Origin of the sequence: Streptomyces sp. NBC_01408, assembly GCF_026340255.1 — a bacterium.
Taxonomy (GTDB): Bacteria; Actinomycetota; Actinomycetes; order Streptomycetales; family Streptomycetaceae; genus Streptomyces.
The window spans coordinates 650,261-671,801 of sequence record NZ_JAPEPJ010000002.1 but is presented as its reverse complement, the minus strand read 5'-3'; the positions used below and the strand labels follow the sequence as shown (position 1 = coordinate 671,801).

Genomic DNA, 21,541 nt, shown 5'->3' with positions numbered 1-21,541 from the left:
CCCGCCTCCCGTCAGACCGCAGGGCCCTGCTGCCGGTGTCTCCTCCATGGGGCACCGGCAGCAGGGTTGAGCTCGGACGACAGGTGCTTGAGCTGCAGCACGGGCCGTTGAAGTGACGGGTCGACGGAGGAGTAGAGGCTGACCCGGAAGGCCCAGGCCCCGCCCTCCGTTGCGGGCTGCTCGCGCTCGCTCCACTCGACGAGTGCCTGCGTGAGCGTCGGCACCGTTGTCGCGGCGTACGTTCCGACGGTCGACTGGACGACCGGCAGCAGCGCCGACACCGGCGGGGCGCCGGCGACAAGGGTGTATTCGTACCGCGCTCCGATCGCGATCGTCCGTCCGGCCGGGTCACCGTCGAAGACCGCATCGAACATCGGCTCGAGCGGATCGTCGCCGGGCGGATCCCAGGGGTCGATGGGGATGGCACCGGTGATGTCGATGAACGGCACGACCGGCTCGGAGTAGCCGACCTCCGGCGTCCGGTAGACGAAGGCCGGCTCGGTGTCCGGCCAGCCCTCGCCGAGCAGCCGCGCGTTGCGGGTCACCCGCGTGTGGGCCGACGCGTTCTGGTAGCCGGCGATGTGCACGGGCGGGAACGTCAGCTCGAACGTGAGCAGAGTGAAGGCCTCGACGGGGAGCGGAAAGACGAAGCACCGGCAGTGCTCGGCAGCGGCGCACCCGCACAGCTCCGGGTCGGCGGGCGTCAGTTCGTGGCGCTTGCCGTCCACGATGACGCACACGGTCTCCGGCCAGCCCACGCCGCCGGGTCCGGTCTCCACGGTGCGGGTCAGCCGCAGGGTCGTGTACCAGCCATCCTGGGCGTCGAGGCCGAACGCGTACCGGTAGACGTCCGGGACCGGCCCGTCGGCGGACGCGGCGGCGGGCGTAGGCGAGGGAGCGGCACCATTTCCCCAGTGCGCGGCCCAGGCGTCCGCAACGGCGGAGGCGAGCGTCCGGTACGTGTCCAGGGCGTTGCCCAGGGCGGTGCGCCGGTCGGGGTCGGCGCGCTCCCAGTCCGGCAGCCCCGCGAGCAGGCCGAGCATCGGAGCGGACACTGCGGTGTACTGGGCCAGGGCGGCGAACAGGTCGTCGGCTGCTGCTGCGACGGCCGTGTCGGCGGACTCGTTGAAGGCGACCCGGAGTTCGACGGTGTCCTGTTCGGCCGACTGGTGCTGCACCGAGAACCGGTACTTCCAGTACAGCGCGTCGCCGAGCCCGTCGGCCTTGGCCGGGACGTCGGCGTGCTGGTCGAGCAGGATCGGCATCGGCGGATACGCGCGCAGCGGGATCGGCACGCGCGGAGCGCCGAGGTCGAAGTCCAGGGCGGACGGTGAGCCGGAGGCGAGCGGCGTGACGAAGGTGAGCCAGTCGGAGCGCTCGTAGGCATCTGCCTCCCCCTCGATCCCGAACTCGAGCTCGACGCCGGCGAAGTCGAGGGTCAGGTCGAGCGCGGCGTGCGCAGCCACGTCGGGGAGGGTGATCAGGAAGCTGATCTGCGACTCGCCGTCGACGAGCGAGACCTTGCCGTTCGACACCGTCGCGGTCCGCAGGTGTGCGGGAACGTCCTGGTAGTCGACGACGGGGTTGCCGGACAGCCGTGCGTACGGGGCGGCCCAGGGGGACGACGCGCTGGTGTCGTACTGGACGACGGCCGAGGTGGCGTAGCCGCGGGTCAGCGAGACGAGCAGCTCCTGGCGCAGCCGCTCGACGGCAGCCGCCCGCTTGTGATCGGGTCCGGCGTCCGGCGCATCCCCGGCGAGGACGTAGTCCAGACCCTCGGCGACGGCCGCGGCGAGCGTCTTCTTGATGCCGGTGATCCCGTCGAGCACGTCCCGGCGCAGCGCGTACGCACCTTGGACGTACGCGGCCGACAGCAGCAGCTCGACGTCGGCGAGGAAGGCCCGGGCCCACACCTCCAGGTCGATGCCCTGGTAGTCGCTGACCTGACCCTCGGTCAGCTCTCCGGTCTGGACGTCGAACCCGAACGTGGTCACGTGCCGGCGCGCCATGAGCGTGGTGCTCAGCGGGCGCAAGGCGAAGGCGCGCGGCTGCCGGGTGCCGGCGATCTCGCACGGAGGCTCGATGCGGACGCGCTCGATGCCGTCGGCGTCGAACACGACCGCCCAGACGTCGGTGTCGGACGTACGGCCCGGCGCCGTCGCCAGCCGTAGGACCGGCACCGCGCGCTGGACCTGTTCGGCGAACGCCGCCAGGGTGAGCGCGCCGTCCTGGGCCGGGTCGGCGCCCCGGGCGGCGGGGACGGCGGTCCGGTCGCGGGTGGCGGTCGCGGCGAGCGCCGGATCGACCAGCTCGGGCTCGCGGGAGAGTTCCAGCGCCACGGTGACCGGGAAGACGGGCTCGGGGAACGACCACTGCACGCCCTCCTGCGTCGACTCCCCCAACCGGCCGGTGAGAAGGGCGGTGGCCGGCGGGACGACCACGCGCGCACCGGCCCGCAGGAACCCGGCGTCGGCGTTCGCCGCGACGAAGGCGTCCACGCCCGTCACCACGCCGCGACGGCGGAACCGCGCGAGCACGGCGGTGAGCGTGTCGGACGCGGCGGTGGTCTCGGTGGGCACGGTGCCGTCCGTGCCGGGCTGCCGTGCGCGCAGCACCTGCCCGGGCAGCAGCAGGCCAGGCGTGCCGGCGTTCGCGGCGAGCAGCGCGACCGCGGTGACACCGAACGGCCGGGCGGCCGCCTGCGGCGCCACTCCGACCGCTGCGGGCTGCCCGGGGAGGACCCCGGGCGGGCAGACCAGCAGCGCTCCGGCCGCGAGCACATCGGTTCGCCCTCCGATGGCGGCGGCGAGCGCGGCGAGGTCGACCGGCGGGCTGAACAGGGCGCAGACCTCGGCGAACGAGGCGTACGCGGTCGTCGTCACGGTCTCGTCCCCGACCGTGATGGTGACGCCGGACGCGATGGTCCCCGGCATCTCGGCGTTGACCACGACCAGGTCGGCACCGGGGAAGTGTGCGGCGATGCCGTCGGGCGAGTCGCCCTCGCGGACGGTGTACGGCACCCGCAGGGCGTCCGGATCGGCCGGCCACGCCCACGTCCCGGGCACGGCCGGCGGTGAGTCCGCCAGGACCTCGACCGAGCCGTTGTGCCGCAGCAGCGCGCCGGGTGTGGTGCCGTTGACGGCGGCGAAGTGCCCGAGCGTGTCACCCGGCGGCACCGGTGTCGGTGTCGTGGCGAGGAAGACCGGGGTGCCCGGGGTGAAGAGGTCGACGGTCGTGGTGTTCAGCGGCGCGAGTTGCCCGGGTGTCAGGCCCTCCCGGTTGTCGCCCAGGGTGTCGCCGCTCTCGACGAGGTAGCCGGCGACCTCGAGGGACGCGCCCGCGCGGAACATGCCCGGCTTGTCCGCGTTCAGCGACACCACCTGTGTCGCGTCGAACGGGACACCGAGTCCCTGGAACGCCGACGTGACGCCCGCCAGCGTCGCCTCGCTGGCCGGCCGGTCGAATGCGATCTGGACCTTGGCGCCCGCGCACTCGAAGACGAACCCCGGGGTGAGCAGCCCCGGGCCGTCCTGATTGGCCGTAACGAGCGACCTGAGGGAGCAGTGCAGCGCAGCCGCGAGCTCCTTGGCCGGCGGCGAGTCGGCCGGCACCACCGCGTCGCGCGGCGGTGTGACGAGCTCGACGGCCGGGTTCAGCGGCAGGACGGTGTTGTCCTCGTCGAGCAGCACCTGCTCCGGGTCGGGCGGGGGGTCGACGGCGTGGCACAGTCCGGCGATCGTGTCGCCGTTGCGGAACGCGGCGCTCACCGGTACGAGGAGTTCGTCGGCGTCGAGCATGGCGCTGATGGCCGTGTCCGCGTTCGCACCGCCCAGCTCGTCGAAGCCGACCCCGTACGTGGTGCAGACGGCGTCGAGGGTCGCGGCGTCCGTGGCCGGTGCGGGGCCGATCGCCGCGAGCGAGCCGAGCAGCGCGTGCGCGCCGGTCACGTACCGGCGCAGCACGTTCACGTCGACGGCGAGCGGGGTGGGGTCCGAACCGGGTTGCTGCTGCAGCGAGGTGAGCAGCGTGGCCGCGACATCGGGTCGGCCGACCTGGTAGTAGACCGGCACCAGGCGGCTTTGGTCGCGCTTCGCCGCGGCGGCGGCCGACCCGCCGTGCTCGGCTGCGCCCGGCTGGTAGGCAATGGTCTGCAGGTCGACGGCGACGGTCAGCTCGGCGAGGTCTCCGTCCGGGGCGACGCCGTACCGCAGGGTGGTCGACGGCCAGCCGCCGACGCCGATGACCGGGTCGGTGTACCGGACGGGCACGGCGGTCTGGTCCGGGGTGCCCGACCGGTTGCCGAACACGTCCTCGAACCACACCGAGACCTGGGTCTGCGCGCCTGCGGCGATGCCGGCGTACGGGTCGGCGTCCGGGGGCGGGGCGGTGGGGACGGCCTCGGCATGCTGCAGGGCGAACCGGCTGATGTCGACGGTCCGGGTGAGGTCCCAGACCTCCTCGGCGGCCTCGCTCGGTGCCAGGAGCCCGAGTTCGTCCGTACCGTCAGCCGGCTTCGGTGACACCGCCCGGCCCTCGACGCTGCCGCGGAACCATTGCGTTCGGTCCAGCTGGAAGCCGAGCAGCCCGTACAGGCGGCGCAGCCGGCCCTGCGGCGTGTCGTCGGCCAGCGGGTTGGCGAACCGCGCGGTGAATCCGACCTGACCGGGGGTGACCGAGGCGACCGGCCGTAGCTCGGGCGGGTTCACCGCGCGTGCGGAGAGCACGACCGAGGCCGGGTCCACCCCGTCGCCGACCACGGCGACGTTGGTGAACGCGTACAGGTGCCGGTCCGGCTCCGCACCGCACTGCGACGAGAGCTGGACCAGCAGCGACAGTCGGGTGTGCCCGTCCTGGTCGAAGATCGAGTCGGGAACCTCGCCGCGGTACTGCATCCAGTAGCCGCCACCGCCGACGACACTGCACTCCCACAGCAGCGTGAGGAACTGCTCGCCGTCGGCGATGGCCGCGAAGTGCTGCCCCGATGCGGCGTCCTGGGGCGCGGGGCCGCTGCGCGTCTCGGTGGACAGGTTGGTCTGGACGATGAAGGTCCGGTCGGCGTCGAGCGGTGTCGAGGTCAGGCCCGGGGTGAGGCCGGGTGACGGCGGAAGCTGCCAGAGCGGGGTGAGCAGCAGGCGCTCGCCGGGTGGCGCCGGCGGGAAGGCGCCGGTCGCCGGCTTCTCGGGGATGGGCCGCAGGTACTCCAGGATCTGCGCGATCCGCTGCCGGTCGGCGGTGTCCGCACCGAGTACCTCGACCGTCCCCGCGAGGCCCGGGATGCGGCGGACGGCGAAGGAGACCAGCGTCGCCCACGCGTAGGAGCCGAGCTCCGTGTAGCGGGCGTCCGCGCCGGTCTGCGGCGTCGTCTGCTCCAGCAGGAACTCCGAACTGCTGCGGTCCGACCCGGCGCGCGCGGTCAGGTCGCCCGGCAGCGGCCACAGCGAGGGCGGACCCGAGGGTGCGGCGGGCAGCTGGACGGTCGTGGTCGTCTGCCACGGGATCATCTGCGCGAGGGCGGGGCGCGTGCCGATCCCGTGCGACAGCGGCAGGGCCGACAGCGGGCTCTCGACGACCGGCGCCAGTCCGGTCGCGGGGTAGTTGTCCCGCAGGTCGGCGGCGGTGATCGAGATGACCGCGTGGCCGGCCTCGGCGGCATCGAGCCGGATCACGCCCTCGTGTACTTCCGATCCGGCGAAGGTCAGCCAGTCGGCGGGCACGGCCTTGTCGACGGTGATGGTCACGACCGGGTCCTCGGACCCGGCCGGGGGCGGCGGCGGGCCGGTGACCTGCTGGCCGATCAGCTCGTAGCCACCGGTCATCGGGCCGACGGCCTGGTACGTGCCGTCGACCAGTACCGGCGCGGGCAGGCGCAGCCCGCCCAGCATGAACCGCGCGACCTGGCCGCTCACGGTGGCCATCGCCGCGCCGTCGTGCATTGCGGCGACGAGTTCGTCCAGCGCCATCGCGGGTACGTCGGGCACGGTGAGCTGCTTCTTGCTGGTGGCCAGCACGCCCGTGTCGTCGGCGATCCGCTCGGCGAGGTCCTCGAGCCCGAGCCCGTACTGCTGGGCCAGCGTCAGCAGGGTGAGGCCGGCGGCCGTCGTGCCGACCGCGCCCGGCACCTCGACGGTGACCAGCGGGACGAGCGCGTCCGCCGCGGTGGCGTAGGTCTCGAACCGCGCATCGGGGAGCAGGAGCCGGTCCTGGAGCGAGCGGAGCGTGTCGTTCGGCAGGACCAGGGCCGCGGCGTCGGCCGGAAGGTGGACGCCGTCCGGGTCCACCGGCTCGTTCGCTGCGCGTACCGCCTCGAGCCAGTCGGCGAACGGCGTGCCCGGGACGACGTTCTGGATCAGGGCGGCGTACGCGGCGACATCGAGGACGGTGTCGCCCGGCAGGGTGGTCCAGGTGATGGTGGCGGTGCTCTGGTAGCCGTCGGGCACGAGGAGGGTCGCGGGCAGTGGGTGTCCCGGGTTGCCGTTGATCCGGTCGATCGCCTGCTGGTACCAGTCGGCGAGCGGCACCTCGTGCGGCAGCGTCAGCCCGAGCCGGACGTAGAAGACCGCCGCGGTGTCGTCGACGGACAGCCCGGCGTGGACGAAGCCGGGCAGCGGCACGGTCGCACCGGCGCGCAGCAGCGGCGTGGTGCCGCGCAGGTGGTCGAGCAGCGCGGTCGGGTCGGCCTGGTAGGCGTCGGCCAGCTGATCGAGCGACTGGCCCGCGCCGAGCTGCACCGGCAGCGTGCCGAGGGTGACCGAGGTGTCCGCGACGACGGGCCAGTCGGGGTTGGCGACGGCGATCGACTGCGGCGTGACGCCGAGCGAGAGCGTCAGCGTGTCGCCGGCTCGCGCGGCGGCCAGCCGGTCCGGCAGAGCGGGGTTCAGCGCCGACAGCTCGGCCGTCGAGACGCCGAGGGACGAGGCGATGTGGTCCGTGGTGTCCCGGGTGGCCACCTCGTACGGCGTGCTGGTCGGCCCGAATCCCGCCGCGATGGACCGGAGCGAGTCCGTCTCCGTCACCTCGTGGGGGAACGCGGTCAGCAGGTTCACGGCGGCCTGCACGCCGGCGCGGGCGACCATGCGCAGGTAGTCGCGCAGCACGAACGTTGCCATGGACTCGCTGGGCTCGTCCGCCGCGGCGTGGGAGGAGGAGCGGTCGCCCGGCGGGACCGGGTCCAGTTCGGCGAAGTAGGCGAGCGCCTCGGCCTCGTACGTCGCGTCGATCTGCTGGTAGGTCGCGAAGTCACGGTCCTTGTCCGCCGGGTTCGGCAGACCGGCCGAGGTCCACTTCAGCACCGGGATCATCGGGAACGGGGTCCCGGAGACCTCGTCGAGCGTGTCGCTGTCGCCGGTCGGGGTGCCACTGACCACGAGGTGGAGGTTGTGGGCCAGGAACCCCTGGATGTTGGCCCAGGTGAAGCCCGCGTTCTCGGCCTCGTCCAGGGCCAACTGTTCCACCAGCTCCAGCAGTTCGTGGAGCGTGACGGTGGGCGAGGTGACGCCGAGCGCGTCGATCGACCAGCGCAGCAGGCCTTCGGTGAGCCGGTTGAACGACGTGTCGGCGGGTCCGGCCGCGCGCGCGTTGCGCGACACGTCGGGCCGCTCGGTCCGGGCGATGGTGACCGCGTCCACCGGGACGGCGTTGTCGGCGAGCAGCATGACGACGAGGCGGTAGTCGGGCTCGTCGTTCGGCGGGGGCGTCCGGCCGGTCCAGTCGACCGGGACGTTCGCGATGGTGTAGGCGGGAACGAGCGTGAGGTGCGCGGTCCTGGGCCGGCCGTCGGGGAAGACGTGCACGTCCGGGTCGAAGTGCAGCCGGTACGGCGGCTGTTCCGCCTCCGCGAACGCCGCGGGTGCTCTCGGGGCCGTGAGACTGCGGCGGGCCGTGCCGGGGGCGAGCCGCCACGGCGGCGTGCTGTCGGAGCCGATCGTGAACGAGGTCTCCAGCGTCAGCGAGAACGAGAACGAGACCTTGACGAACAGGATCTTCACGCTGGCGCTGGCCCGCACCGAGACGTTCAGTGCCACGACGGTCGCCCGGTGCGCGGCCAGCTCGACGGTTGCCATCGCGGAGATCTGCAGGTTGACTTCGATCCGTACGACTTTGAAGTCGACCGTCGCGTACAGCTTGCCGACGATGCCGACCGTGCCCCGGCACGCGTAGTAGAGCTCGGTGCTCCTGCCGCCCTCGTCCGGGTGGAACCACGCCAGCACGCCCTCGAAGATCACCACGAGGTTGACGTACATGTCGGCCTTGAGCGGGCCGCGTTGGAAGGTGCGTCCGACGCCGATGGACAGGCCCACCCCGAGTTCGAGGACCGGGCTGAACGTCCCGTCGGTGATGCGCGGAACCCGGCTGGAGGTGGCGCCGTTCAGCACGCCGAAGTAGATGCCGCCCCGGCCGTTGAAGATGCCGGCCTCGAGCGCGAACGAGTTGGTGAAGTCGCGGCCCGTCGGGAATCCGAGGTCGATCCGGAAGTTGCCGTTGGTGAAGATGTCGACGGTGATCACGCCGAGCGTCACGGACACCGCGCCGAACTGCAACTGCCGGTAGGCGTCCGGGATCTGCAGCCGTGCGTGGAAGACGCCGATGTCGTCGGTGACCTTCTTGTACAGCAGCTCGAAGCTCAGCCCGGCGAGCGAGCCCGCCTGCGTCCCGCGCAGCGCCAGCAGGATGCCGTACAGGTCCGGGTCGTGCATCACCAGCTTGACCGCGACCGTGTCCATCAACGTCGCGTCGAGCCCGAACAGCCACTGGCCGGCCGCGTCGAACACCATGGTCGCCGGGTCGATCGGCGGCTTGCCGGAGGCGGGATCGACCGGGCGCATCGCCACGACCATGGCGTCGACGACATCGGAGATGCTCGTGTAATGGGTGAGGCCCTTCACCGAGACGTGCTGGCCCAGACCGAGGTAGCGCAGGGAGAAGAACTTCTGCCCCAGGCCGGCTGGTTGGGGCGGCGCCTGGGTGACCGGATCCCACGTCAGCGGCTTGGCCTCGGTGTCGCCGAGCAGCTGGGCGTCGAGGACGATGTTCACCGCCGGGCTTCCGCTCGAACGGTCGTAACTCAGGCCGAGGGACCGGATCTTGACGAATCCCAGGTCCAGCTTCAGGTCGTGCTTGACGGCGACCGTCTGCTTGGTCGGGTCGATGGCCAGCTCCAGACCGGTGAGGTCGATGCTGTTGAGGAAGTCCCAGGGCGGGTCGAGCCGGAACGTCGCATTGGGGTTGACCAGCGAGACGAGGTCGGTGATCAGTTCGCCGAGCGTGCCGGTGAGACGGATGGTGAGGATCTGGTGCCGGTCGCCCCCCTCACCGGTCCAGGACGTCGCCGCGCTCAGGGAGACATCGCGGTAGGCGATCTCGAAGGTGTAGTCCTTGCCGGCGTCGGTGACCGACACCGAGGCGGTGACCTCGAACTTGTTGATCGTGAAGGTCCCGGAAAGGCTTCCGGTCAGCACCGTGAGCGGCTCCACCAATGCGGTGTCGCGCAGCGCGATCGCCAGGTGTTCGTCGGCGGGCGTGGTGCGCAGCGCCCGGTCGATGGTCGCGGAGAGCTGCAACTGGATGTTCATGCCGAGGAGTTCTTCGCCGACCCGCACCCGCAGGGTGCCGGCAGCGGAGTACGGGTTGCCCGCGGCCGTGCTGTACTGGACGCTCAGGTCGGCGAGTTCGATCCTGAGCTTGTTCACCCAGGCGGGTGGCTCCTGGCCCAGCAGGCCGTAGACCAGGCGCGGCAGGTCCACCGCACCGGCCATGATCGCGCCGAACTCCCACGCACCGGTGCCCGGGTACTGCGCCCGGGCGAGCAGCTCGATCGGGGCGGAGTCCGGGACCGAGATCTCGCCCTTGCCGACCAGCAGGCCGGACACGTGGTTCTGCGAGACGCGTACCTGCAGCTCCAGTCCGGTCAGCCGGAGCGTGACCAGCCCGGCCTGGATGGGCCAGTCCCCGCTCACCGCCAGGCCGGCTTCGAACTCCTTGCGCGGCAGTGAGGCGTATACGCTCAGCGACTCGCAGGTCAGGTCGACGCCGATGGGGAACCCGTCGCTGCCGAAGAACGACTGGAGCACCTCGGAGATCGGTAGGTCGAACGGCTGCTCGGTCGACGCCGAGAAGCCGAGGTCTGGCAATGACAACTGGACGGTCACGTCGATGCCGTCAACTCCGCTTCGCGGCAGGGACCCGCGCGAAACCCGCTCGGCGAACGGCGCCTCCGCGCCGAGCGACGAGACGGTCTTCTGGCCGAACCGCATCGTTCCGAAGACCATGCCGGTGACGGACGGCCGACCGGTCGAGTCGAGGCTGAAAAGCCAGCGAGTGCCGACCCGTTCGATGGTCAGGTATGGCACCGGCGGGTCCCACGCTTCGTTCGATTGGATGCCGACCAGGGCGCAGGAGAGAGCTGGGCCGCCATGACCGACCGGCACGATGCCGAATCCGAGGCTCTTGAGGCCGAACGCGTCGATGGGCGCGATTCCGGTTGGGAGTGTGAAGTCCGACCCGCTGCCGCCGGTCATCGCGACAATGGCCCGGATGCCCTGTTCCAGGCCGAGCGGGGTGTCGAAGCCGATGGACAGCGGCCAGACGAAGTCGCCGAAGAGCAGGGGACCACTGAGAGTGGCCACCTCCGGCGGATCAGTTGGCAGCGCGACCTCGGCGAACAGCAGGACTGCCGAGCGCCGCACATCCTCGGCGGCCGGCAGATAAGGGTCGCTGTAGGCGGTCGTCAGCTCCAGGCCGATGGCCGAGACCGTGAGTTGGGCGATCTCCAGGCGTACGCCCGGCGCGATGGCGCGTAGCTCGAGCACCGCCGGACTGCCGGCCGGGAACGTCATGTCGCCGTCCACCTGGAGTCGGTCGCCCAGGAAGTCCGCATACTCGGCAAGGATGTCACTGCCGCGGACCGACGCGCTGCCACGCATCAGCAACGTGCCGGACAGTCGCGGTCGTGTGCCGACCGGATCGTTGGTGGCGGTGACAGCCGGCTGTTGGAGGATGAGCGGGCCGAGCACGCTGGGGCCGACGATGAGCCCGCCGCCGGGGTTCGCCACCGGGCTCCGGCTGTCCGGCAGGGTGACGAAGGCCGTCTGGAACGTCCACGGTGTGCTCGCTCCCGTGGTCTCGAGCTCCAGCCGCAGTGCGGCCGTGCCGGTCCCCGCCTGTGGAGTGCCGACGAGCCGCATGTTCCAGCTGGTGTTGAGGTAAGTCGTGGTTCCGGTGAGCCACGCACTGTTCGGCCCGAGGGACGCGTGGCCGCTCCTGACCGCGAGCTGGTCGACGCCGAGCGAGGCCAGCAGGACGTCCAGCCCGGCCGGCGCGTCGTCGCTCAGCGCTCCGGATTGAACGGCCTCCAGGAACGCGGCATGGATGTCGGCGAGTGACACGAAGGCCTCCTACGGCGCCGGTGCCTGGAAGGCGGCCGTGTCGTGACCGGGCGTACCGGGCTTCCGGTGCGGGCGGAACTCCACCATCTCCTCAGGGCGCAGCACTCCGCGCGGCGCAAGTTTGTACACGATGTCGCCGGAAACGAATTTGTCTTCCTCGGTGTTGCGCTTCCGTTTCCGTTCCCTGGTCAACTTCTCCGGTGTCTTGGCGATGCTCCGGACGGTGCATTCGACCGGGTAGAACGTCTCCCACGTCGTCCAGCCCTCGCCCTCGTTCCCCTGCTTCTGGAAGAGGTACGACACGTACGAGTGCATCGTGACGACGTCCGACGGCCAGAAGACTTCGAGGACCTCCTGCATCGGATGGCAGTGGGTGTTCCACGGTCCTGCGCTCGCCCCGACGTTCTGCGGCGCCATGGTGTCAGCGAAGCCCTTGATGATCTTCCATCCGAACTGGTCCACGTTGCCGCTGGAGGTGTAGTTCTCGACTGCGGTGCGCAGGGCGCCGTGGTGGGGCATCTCGAGCGCGACGACGGATGGCAGAAGCACCGCCTTCAGGTTGGAGATGTCGTTGATCGCCCCCATGGTCTGGTAAGTCGCATCGCCCGGCAGTACGACCGCGTAATCTCCGTTGTCCACGACCACGGCGGCTGACGACGCGTTCTTGACGATGTCGTCTCCACCGCCTTCGACGACCAGGTTGGAGATCAGGAGCCGAAGATGGACGTCGCCATGCCTCACGAGGTAACCGAGCTCCGACGGTTTGGTCTTGCCCTTGTAGTGGCTCTGCCCCGGCGCGCCACGAATGACGTCCTTCTCCGGGTAGTCGACGCACTGGAGGAAGTGTTTGAGGGTGTTCCAGTTAACGGGTTGCCAGAGGGCCCCGCCTGCGAAGACGCCACCCACCGTGGTGTTGCCGATTTCCTTCAGCTTGTCGCCGAGTAGACTGAGCAATTTGACGTGGTCGCCGTCCTGATGCGAGATGACGACGTAGTCCAGGCGAGGGGGGTTCCTGGCCGCGACTTTGCCTGCGATGTACTCGAGCGCCTTGTCGGCGTCTGACTTGTTGCCGCCGCAGTCGACCAGTGCCAGGAAATCAGCAGGATCCTTCTCGACGCCGTTGTCGTAGACCTCGATGAGCTTGGTCATACCCTGGCCGCAGAACAGCAGTTTCACCAGCGTCAGACTCGCCACGGTCAGCCTCCTCGTCCGGATCGCAGCGCCGCCCGGACCGGCGGTGGTGGCGGACGCTTCGGGTCGGCAGCCGAGGCGTACGCGAGGTACCAGCCGACCTTCGACGCGCCGCCCTGGTCCGGGTTGCCGAACAGGATCACGTCGTTGTGCCCGGGTGGGAACGCCAGGCCGAGCAGCCGCACCGCGAAGTCGCGCAACCTGAGCGTGTACGTCCGCGGCTCGCTCGCCTCCTCGCTGACGAGGAACTCGACCGAGCGGAAGCCCATGGTGACCACGCCTTGCAGCGGCAGGTTGACCCCGACCAGCCCCTTGGCGCCGGGCAGTCGGACACCCAGGTAGAGCCCCGGATCGGTGTCGCCCGTGCCGGGGCTCCACGCGACGAGGACCTGGATCGCGAGCGCCTTGCTCCCGGCGAGCGCGCCGAGCGAGCCGAGGTCCACGGTGTAGTCCAGCCCGTACCAGGGCTGGGCGAGCTCCGACTGGTCGAGCGGCGCTGTGACGGAGACGTAGCCCATGTCCGCGGGCGTCTGCGGCGGTGGCGGCGCGCCCGTCGCGAGTTCCGGATCGGGCGTGCCGATGAGTCCGTTCAGCCCGATCGGGAAGCGGGCGGCCATCGACTGGGCGCGCGGCCTGCTGTTCGCCGCGTCGAACGACAGGTTGCCGTCCTTCAGCGTGAACCGGGTCGTCCCGGCCGGATCGCCGAGGTCGAAGGACATGGCGATGGCGAGGCCGCCGAAGCGGAGGTAGCCGTCCTTCCCGGCCGCGTCCTCGCCCCAGCAGAACGGGTCGAACTTCTCCGGCTCGTAGAACCGCAGGTTGCCGGCCATCCGGAAGACCGCGCCGACGGTCGCCCTGCCCGACGCCGGGTCCGACGCCTTCGCGGTGACGAGCTGGGTCGACAGCAACTCGACGCTCTGGAGCACCGGTCCGTCGAGCTGGAAGGTGTTCTGCTCGGCCATGGAGAACACGTACGTGTCGTGCACCGTGCCGTCGGGGGGAGGCAGTTGTTGGCGCTGGAGCGCGCCGTCGAGGATGATGTTGTTCCCGTGGGTGGTCGGGAACAGCCGCGCAGGCGCGCCGAACAGGCGGTTGACGAGCAGTTCGGCCTTGCTGGTGAACGTCGTGACGACGGAGTTGCGCACGCCGACCGTGAGCTGCAGCACGCGGAACGCGAAGTGGATGTTCTCGCTGAAGTACTGGTCCTCGGGGTTCTGGTAGTCGATCAGCCCGAACATCGCCGAGCGTTCGAAGACCAACTGCCCGTCCGCGAGCCGGAACGGCGTGAGCGACAGCCCGAAGTGGTGCGCGCCGAACCCCGCCGGATCGATCCCGGCCGCGAGCACCTGGAGCTCGTCGGGGAGCTGATCGAGCGGGACCTCCGCCGAAAGGGCCAGCACTCCGGTCCAGTTCGGATCGTCCACAACCTTCAGGAACGAGGCGTAGGGCGACCCGGACGGTTCGTTCCGCGCCGCGTCGATGACACCGCGGATCGCCTCCTGGGCGTCAGCCGGCCGACCGGTACGCGAGGCGGCCGAGGGCCAGGCCCAGGTCGACACGTCCGCCACCAGCTCGGCGATGCTGCGGCCGAGGGCGAACTTGACGATGAGGTAGGTCGACGGCCGCCAGCTGTCCGGGGAGAGCCGGAACGGCCACCCGCCGGCGACCGGGGTGAGCCGGCCGCCGTACCGGAGGAAGACCCGCTGCTCCTCGTCGGTGATCTCGGGACACGCCTCGACCAGCGCGGCGACGAACGCGGTTCGCGTGTCGTACTCGGTGTCGTGCATCGCGTCGCGTACCGCGTCGAGGACATCCGACGGCACACCGCAGTGGTCCACGGGGATGGTGGCGATGACATCGAGCGTCGCCGTGGTGAGCTCGTACGCGACCGAGCCGAAGCGGTTGAACTCCTCCGGGTCGCCGAGGACCAGGAAGAGGTTGTTGGTCTGCATGGCCTGCCGGAACGGGCCGGTGACCGTGGTGAACCGCAGGTCCGGCTTCGCCGCCGCGTCGCCGTCGTGGCCGATGCCCAGCCAGCTCCAGGAGAAGTCGGGTGCCAGACCGACAGCCAGCCCCTGCGGCGTCACGGCCACAGTCTGCTGAGCATCCGCCGCCGGTTCGCTGCCCTTGCCGGGCAGCAGCACCGCGCGGCGGGTCGGCGCGATCGCAAGCTGCTCGACCGTGACCGCGGCCGGAACCGCGTCGTCGGCGAGCCCGTGGAAGGGCGCCATCGGGAACGGAGTCCGGGTCGCGGTCGCGGCCGGCACCTCGCAGAACTCCAGCAGGTCGACCCCGCCTGCCGCAGCCGCCTCGCCGGCCGTGTACAGCGGCGCGTCCTCCGGCTGGCTGTAGTACGTGACGACGCCGGTGGCCTCGGCCGACTCGACCGATACCCATGACGTCGTCCCGTGCGGCGTGAGCGAGGCGGCGCCGGTCCGGTCCGGTCCGAGCGGCGCGTATGCCGGCTGCCCGGGCAGGAACGCCAGCGTGCAGCCCTCGGCGGGCAGACCGAGATATTCCAGACCGGACATGCCGCAGATGACGCGGGGCCCCGCGGTCGAGGCCTCGACGGCGAACGGCCCGTCCGGGACGAGGTAGTAGCCGGTGTTCGACTCCTCGTCGGAGAAGTACGGCGCGACGCCGAACACCAGCCGGGCCGGGCCCGCCGTGCTCGCTGCGGCGGTGAGCGGACGCAGGTCCACGCCGTGGCCGAGCACCGTGGCGTACCCCGACGGCAGCGCCGGTGGATCGCCCTCGCCCGTCGTGCACGCGAAGAAGCCCAGCGAGGTGCGCTCACCGTCCAGCGGCCGCAGCGGATCGATCTGCGTGTGGAACTCCAGTCCGACGTCCTCCGGTTGACGTACGACGCCGAACCGGACGGTCTTGACGACGCCCTCGTCCCCGGGCGTGAAGAAGCGCAGCCCGGCGCCGAGCCCGCCGAACGCGTCCCCGCTGCCGGCCGGCGCGTCGATCACGAACCGCCACGCACCGGTGTGCCCGGCGTCCATGCACAGCAGCGTGGTCGTACGCCGTGCGGGGAACCGGGCCGTCGGCGAGTACAGCGTGACGGCGGACCAGTCGGCCCCGTCGGCTCCGTCGGCGACGGCGAATCCCCAGCCCGCCTCCGTGTCCGCGGGAGCGACTGCCCCGCCTCCGGCCAACGCGATCCGGTAGTCGGCCAGGAGGAAAGTCGACCCGTCCGCCACCCACGTCCCGGCCGGGTCCGCCCTGCCGGTCAGCGCGGTCGTCCCCCACGCGGTCGGCGGCGCCGTCGGGTCGGCGACCCAGAGGAAGCGCGGGGGGCCCTGGGGCGCGTAGTGGGTGAGCCAGGTCCGCAGCGCCGCCAGGAACCCCGCCGAGTCCGGGGCCGGCGCGCCGAGGAAGACGTACGCACCACGGCCGTCCTCCCACGTCCGGGTCAGCGTCGGCCGGTTGCCGAGCGCTCCCGGGTCGGAGGCGAGGAACGCCGCCACGCGGTCCGCCGGATCCGCCCAGTAGAGCGGTGTGTCCCCGGCGCGGGTGAACGTGGGCTCGGCCATCAGCCGAGGCCCGTCGCGAGATCGAGGCGATCGCCGTGCAGGAGCGGCAACGTGAGCGCGGCCGGGTCGCGCGGCTCCCAGCCCGGGACGACCAGCCAGTCGCCGGCAGTTCCGTCGGCCGGCGCCGCCGCCGTTCGCGGCCGGTGCATCGTCACACCGCTCAGCGGCACGGGCACGGCCGACGGCCGACGGCCCACGCTCGCGAGCACGTTGCCGAGCGTCGTCCCCACCGGCACCAGCCGGGGTGCGCCGTTCACGCTGATCCGCACCATCGCGCGGACCACCGCACGACCGCGCAGGTAGGCCGCGGCGACGCCACCGCCGGGCGGGTCCTGCCGGCGGACGTTCTCGGTGGCCGCGTCCAGCGCGGCGAGCGAGGTGGCCGCCAGCAGGACGGCGTTCTGCTGGGGCCACAGTGAACCCGGCGTGGTCGTCGGCAGCAGCGTCTTCGGGTAGACCAGGCGCGCGTACGGCAGCCGTAGCGCCTTCGCGAACAGGTCGAACGCGCCTCCGCTGCCGTACAGCTGACCCTGCTGGTTGGGTGGCCCCGACGGGTTCGGCACGTCGACGCCGTTCTGCTGCGCCAGCTCGTCGAGGAACGCGTCCAGACCGTTGGTCCAGGTGCCCGAGTTGTCGTAGGAGGCCACCTCGTAGTCGGCGACACCTGCCGTGACGAACCCGGACAGCGGGTTGCCCTGGGCGCCCGGCGCGATCTGGTAGCCCTCGTACTCGACGCGCATCACGATGCCGGGGCGCACGTCGAAGCAGCCGCGGTCGAACCGCAGCCCGTAGGCGAAGTACAGCGTCTCGGCGAACGTCTGCGGCATCGACCGCGACATCGCCTCGGTGAGCGCCCCGACCCCGTACGGGGTGACGCCGAGCGGCTGCAGCTGGGAGAGCAGCGCGCCCCACTTGGCGATCACGTCGGGGCGGTCGGTGAAGTTCCACACCGGGCTGGTCGCCGGGATCAGCAACGTGTACGCGTACGGCCCGGAGTCGGCCGGCGTCAGGACGAGGCCGAGCGGCAGATCGACGACCTCGGCTTGCGGGGTCACGAACAGCTCCGGCAGTCCGAGCGTGATGTCGGTCGCCGTCAGCACCGGACCCAGCTGCGGCGCGACGTACGAACGGCCGACGAACAGCGCCTCGGTGAAAACCGGGACGGGCTCCGAGGGTGCCCCGACCGCCGGACCGGCGAGCGCCTGTACGACGACCACGGTGGAGGTGTCCTCGATCTTCACCGGCCAGCTGCCGGAGGTCGCCCTCGTGTCGCCGAGCGTGGTCACGGTCTCGTCGACGACCGTGCTGACCCGGTACCCGTTGACGAGCGGCGAGGGCAGCGCGTCCCAGGACACGCGCAGGTCGGCGCCGTCGTATGCCACCCTGACGGCGGTCGGTGCGACGGTGAGCAGTGCGGCGGCGTTGCCGGGTGGGCCGACGGCGGTGCCGGCCAGTCCCCGCAGCGCGATCGTGGCGGTGTTGGGGATGCCGTCCGGCAGTGTCAGGACGATCGGATCGCCGGTGACCGGCTGGACGTCGAGCTCGACCTCGGCACCGGCCCAGCGCACCACGGGCTGCACGCCGGTCAGCGGCGGCGACTCCGGCGGCGTCCACTCCAGCGCCACGCTCCGGGCGGCGCCCACGGCCACGCCGGTGAGCCGTGGACCGGCCGTGACCAGGTCGAGGGACGTCACCGGTCCCCTCGCCACGCCGGCGACCTGGGCGACCGTGGCCAGGCCGGAGGTGAGCGGCAGGTCGGCGGCCTGGCCCTGCACCAGGAGTGCGGTGTCGCCGACGGCGGCGCGGAACGTCCCGTCCGGTGGCCCGCCCCAGGCAAGGGCGACCCGTCCGCCGTCGACGCGGGCGAGGGTGAGGTCGGTCGGCTCGGTGGGCGCCGGGAGCGGCACGGACCACGGCCCGGTGGCCACGCCGTCGACCCCGCGGACGGCGACGGCGACGGCGGCGTCGCCGTCCGGCACGGGGAACTCGGCGGTGCCGTCCGGGCCCACCTGCTGAGGCGTGTCCGGAACCCCGTCGACGTACAGCACCGCCTCGATCGGGACCCCTTGGGGCAGCTCGCCGGCCGTCGCGGCCACGACGAGCTCCTCGTCGCAGACCACCGACGCGACGGCCGGTGCGGCCGGCACGACCGGGGCCGTCACCGCCGGGCCGGCCGAGCGCCCGGCCCGCCCGCGGACCGATACCGCGTACGCCGCGCCGCGCGGCAGCGGCCCGGGAACGGCGAGCGACAGCGTCGGCGCGGGGCTCAGGGTCTCCCGGCGGACCGGCACACCGTCGCGGAACAGGACGGCGTCGTACGCGGTGGGTGCGAAATCCGGCGGCTCCACGTCGATCGAGACCGTCGTGCCGTCCGACGTCACCGATGTGACGCCCGGCAGCGTGAGCCGGATCCGGAGCGGCGGCGACGGAGGCCCGGAGCCCGCCTTGTTGACGGCCTGGACGACGACGCTGTACGCGCCGTCGTCGGCGATGCCGGGCTCCAGCTCGGCCGTCGTCGCGGGCGCGTGGACCTCGGCGGCCACGAAGAACACCCCGTGGTCGTTCAACACACTGATCCAGTAGGCGTCCGCGGTCGGGACGGCGGCCCAGGCCACCGAGAGCAGGCCGGCGTCGAACTCGACGGCGAGTAGTTCGGGCCGCTCGGTGGGCGCCGCGAACCCGGGGCCGTGCGGGCCGATGGACACCACGTCCTCGCCGGTCCGGACACGGGCGAGTGTGGCCGCCACGGTCGAGCCCGGCGGCGGTGGCTGCTTGACGACGAACGATCCGCCGGCGACCGGGGCTTCCGGATCCGGCGCGGTGCCGTTGACCACGAGCCGCACCAGGAAGTCGTCGGTGTCCGCGGCCTTCCAGGACAGCGTCAGGGCGCCGCTCACCGGGTCCGTCTCGGCCCGCTCGACCGTGGAGGTGTCGGTGACGATCGGGGTCTCCGGAGAGTACTTCGGATCCGAATTGCTGGTGTACATCCCAATTTGGGCCCGGTAGGTCTGGCCAGGCGCCACGTCGAGAGGCAGTGAGGCATTGGTCGCCGCCCCGGCCCAGGCCTCTGCAACCGTCCGGTCGCCGTTCAGCACGTACACCACATACGTCGGCACGGGGTTCGGCCGTCCGGGCCCGCTCCAGGAGACGGTCAGGACGCTGCTGTCGTACCGCACCTGCCTGATCACCGGCGGGTCTGGCTGTGCGCTTGGTCCGCCCATGAACCGCCTCCACGTGCCGACGAGTGTGCCAATGCCGGCAGCACGTACTCGCCGGCTGTGGATCGCGACCAGGAGCCCCGACCCGCAAAAGCACCCTTGTCGGCATCATCCGAGATCCGGCCCAAAGGTTGTTGTAGCAGTCAGACGTATCCAGACCGTCGCGACAGCAGGCCGTGTCCCACAACTGGCCATGCACTCCGCTCGGCCGGAGCAGCGGCGAGAGCAGGGGCGGAATCCCCCGGATCACTTGGGTTACTCGTCTGCGGTGTTGAAGGCGGCCCCGGTGATGGAAAGGGTGCCGTTGAACGGGGCGACCTGTGAAGCGGTCACGTTTTCGAAGGTGAGCGTGCGGGTGGGAGCAGTCGGGTGAGGGAGCCACGGGGGCAGGGTGTCGGGCGTGAGGGTGACGCTGCGGTCCGCCGGCAGGGGTGCGCCGTCCAGGCTGGTCACTGTGCCGGACAGCTTCTGGGTATACAGAGTCACCACTTCCTTGCCGGTGGCTGTGGATGTGGTTGCGGGCTTGGCCCGCAGGCGCATCGCTGCTCGGCCGTGGCCCGCGCTCAGGCCGAGATCGACGATGTCCAGCGAGCGTGCGGTGAACTTCAGGACTCGCTCGGACCCGGCTGTGGTCCGCACGGTGACCACGCCGTGGAAGGTGCTGCCGTGGAGCACGAGTCTGCCGGCGCGCAGTTCCCAGGGGACGTTCGCCGGGTGGGTCGGCCGCTGGTCGGTCGGAGTGCCGGTTTCGGCCGGCGCCGCGGAGGTGCGGATGTCGCCGGGGGTGAGTAGCGCCTTGGAGGCCGCTGGTGTGGCGAGTGGGAGGACCACGGGCAGGCCGGCCGCTGCCACCGCGCAGGCGAGGGGCCGCAGTAGCCGGCCGGTCGAGCGGCTCTTCGTCGCCCTGCTCAGATGATTCGGGTCGGATTGCTCTCTGCTTACTGCACGACCGTCCGGGTCGTCACTCCTCACCGTGCTCCTCACCCGCGGGGATGGTCGTTGGTGCATGGTTCGTTGCGGGCTGCGGTTCGGAGGTGCCCGTCGGGGGGATCCAGGCGCAGGCCAGGGAGCCGCCGATCAGGCCGGAGAACAACCCGATGAGGAGGCCCCCGAGGTTGGCGACGGGAAACGACACGAGGGCAAGCAGGATCACCGTGATGCCGGCGAAAACGCGCACCTGCTGGTGGAACCAGAGGGAGAGGCCCAGGGCCACAAGGAGAACCCCGATGACCAGCGACCCCGCACCGCCTGCGGTCGACAGCGCCAGCGGGATGGATCCGAAGTCCAAGTGTGCGTACGGGATGTAGATGATCGGGAGCGCCGCCACGAGGGTGAACAGCCCGGCCCAGAAGGGACGTTTGCCCCGCCAGATCCTGAATTGATGGCGTGCGCCGGCTGCCCCGACGCGCACGTTCCGGTGTCTTCCGAAGAGGTCGAGGAACACGTGGCCTTTCCATGGTGCGCGGCGGGTGGCTGGATGCGGCGAGCGGGCGCGAGGGGTGCGTTTTCGGTTCAGGGGGTCAGAAGCACTCGTGATGGCCTTGTTTGAGTCGCACGTCGAGGTCCGGGACGTTGAACGTGGCGGCCGAGACCGCGACGGTGGTCGCGTGCACGTTGCTCAGGACGGCCGAATTCGCCTGCTGGGCAAAGCCGTTGGGGTCGAAGAACCGGGAATCCTTGTCCGCCGGATTGATCGGGCCCTTGCTGACGGAGCCGGCCGCCACTCCGATGTCGATGTTGTCGAAGTTCGCCTGTCCGATCGACAGGGAGGTCGCGTCGAGGAACAGGTTCTTCGCCTGGACCTGGCTCTGCTCGCCGCCGGTGAGTCTGAGGGTGTACGGGCCGAGGACCGGGATCGGGACCACCACGGACTGGCACAGCCCGCTGATCTTCGCACGGCTCACCCCGGTGACCACGACCGGCACGAGGGTTCCCTTCCTGGTCACGTCCACCATGCCGTAGATGCTCAGCCCATCCGCGTTCAGCGTGTCCACGGCCACCTGGAACTTCTGGCCGGAGATGAAGAACGACGCGGCCAGTGCTCCTTGCGCCATGCTGATCCCGAGGGCCGCGGCGGCCGTGACGCCGGGGACGAGAACGGCGGCGAAGCGTTTCCAGGAGGTCTTGCCGGCGCGGTGCGGCATCCCGTCTCCTCCGATCATGAGGTGGGCCCGCTGTGCCAGAAGGAGCAGATGACGTCCCTCTGTCTAGT

Annotated in this window: 7 protein-coding genes; all 7 read right to left on the bottom strand. The window is 71.3% G+C overall.

The annotated features are described in order from the left end of the window. Window positions 1-11: 11 nt before the first annotated feature. The 7 genes from OG447_RS25260 to OG447_RS25230 all read right to left on the bottom strand — a co-directional run bounded on the left by OG447_RS25260 (window position 12) and on the right by OG447_RS25230 (window position 21,473). Window positions 12-11,381 (bottom strand): hypothetical protein, encoded by an 11,370-nt coding sequence (locus tag OG447_RS25260; RefSeq protein ID WP_266939525.1) that lies wholly within the window; start codon window positions 11,379-11,381, stop codon window positions 12-14. Window positions 11,382-11,390: 9 nt separating this feature from the next. Continuing rightward, window positions 11,391-12,575, bottom strand: a complete 1,185-nt coding sequence (locus tag OG447_RS25255; RefSeq protein WP_266939524.1) for an MBL fold metallo-hydrolase — start codon at window positions 12,573-12,575, stop codon at window positions 11,391-11,393. 2 nt (window positions 12,576-12,577) lie between these two features. Continuing rightward, the gene (locus tag OG447_RS25250) at window positions 12,578-16,111 is read right to left on the bottom strand and encodes a hypothetical protein (protein WP_266939522.1); all 3,534 of its coding nucleotides are present in this window, start codon (window positions 16,109-16,111) and stop codon (window positions 12,578-12,580) included. Next, window positions 16,111-19,332 (bottom strand): hypothetical protein, encoded by a 3,222-nt coding sequence (locus OG447_RS25245; protein WP_266939520.1) that lies wholly within the window; start codon window positions 19,330-19,332, stop codon window positions 16,111-16,113. The genes OG447_RS25250 and OG447_RS25245 overlap by 1 nt, the downstream gene beginning before the upstream one ends. Window positions 19,333-19,584: 252 nt before the next feature. Beyond that, entirely contained in the window at window positions 19,585-20,301 is a 717-nt protein-coding gene (locus OG447_RS25240; RefSeq protein WP_266939518.1) for a hypothetical protein, read from the bottom strand. Then, the gene (locus tag OG447_RS25235; RefSeq protein ID WP_266939516.1) at window positions 20,291-20,773 is read right to left on the bottom strand and encodes a DUF6114 domain-containing protein; all 483 of its coding nucleotides are present in this window, start codon (window positions 20,771-20,773) and stop codon (window positions 20,291-20,293) included. Before OG447_RS25235 ends, OG447_RS25240 begins: the two co-directional genes overlap by 11 nt. A gap of 76 nt (window positions 20,774-20,849) precedes the next feature. Continuing rightward, window positions 20,850-21,473 carry a DUF6230 family protein gene (locus tag OG447_RS25230; RefSeq protein ID WP_266939514.1) on the bottom strand — a complete coding sequence of 208 codons (624 nt, stop codon included), beginning with the start codon at window positions 21,471-21,473 and terminating at the stop codon, window positions 20,850-20,852. Window positions 21,474-21,541 lie beyond the last annotated feature (68 nt).

Excerpts from the sequence above, each read along its gene's own strand:
- OG447_RS25250 (WP_266939522.1), bottom strand. The coding sequence starts at position 16,111 with ATGGCCGAGCCCACGTTCACCCGCGCCGGGGACACACCGCTCTACTGG.
- OG447_RS25245 (WP_266939520.1), bottom strand. The coding sequence starts at position 19,332 with ATGGGCGGACCAAGCGCACAGCCAGACCCGCCGGTGATCAGGCAGGTG.
- OG447_RS25230 (WP_266939514.1), bottom strand. The coding sequence starts at position 21,473 with ATGCCGCACCGCGCCGGCAAGACCTCCTGGAAACGCTTCGCCGCCGTT.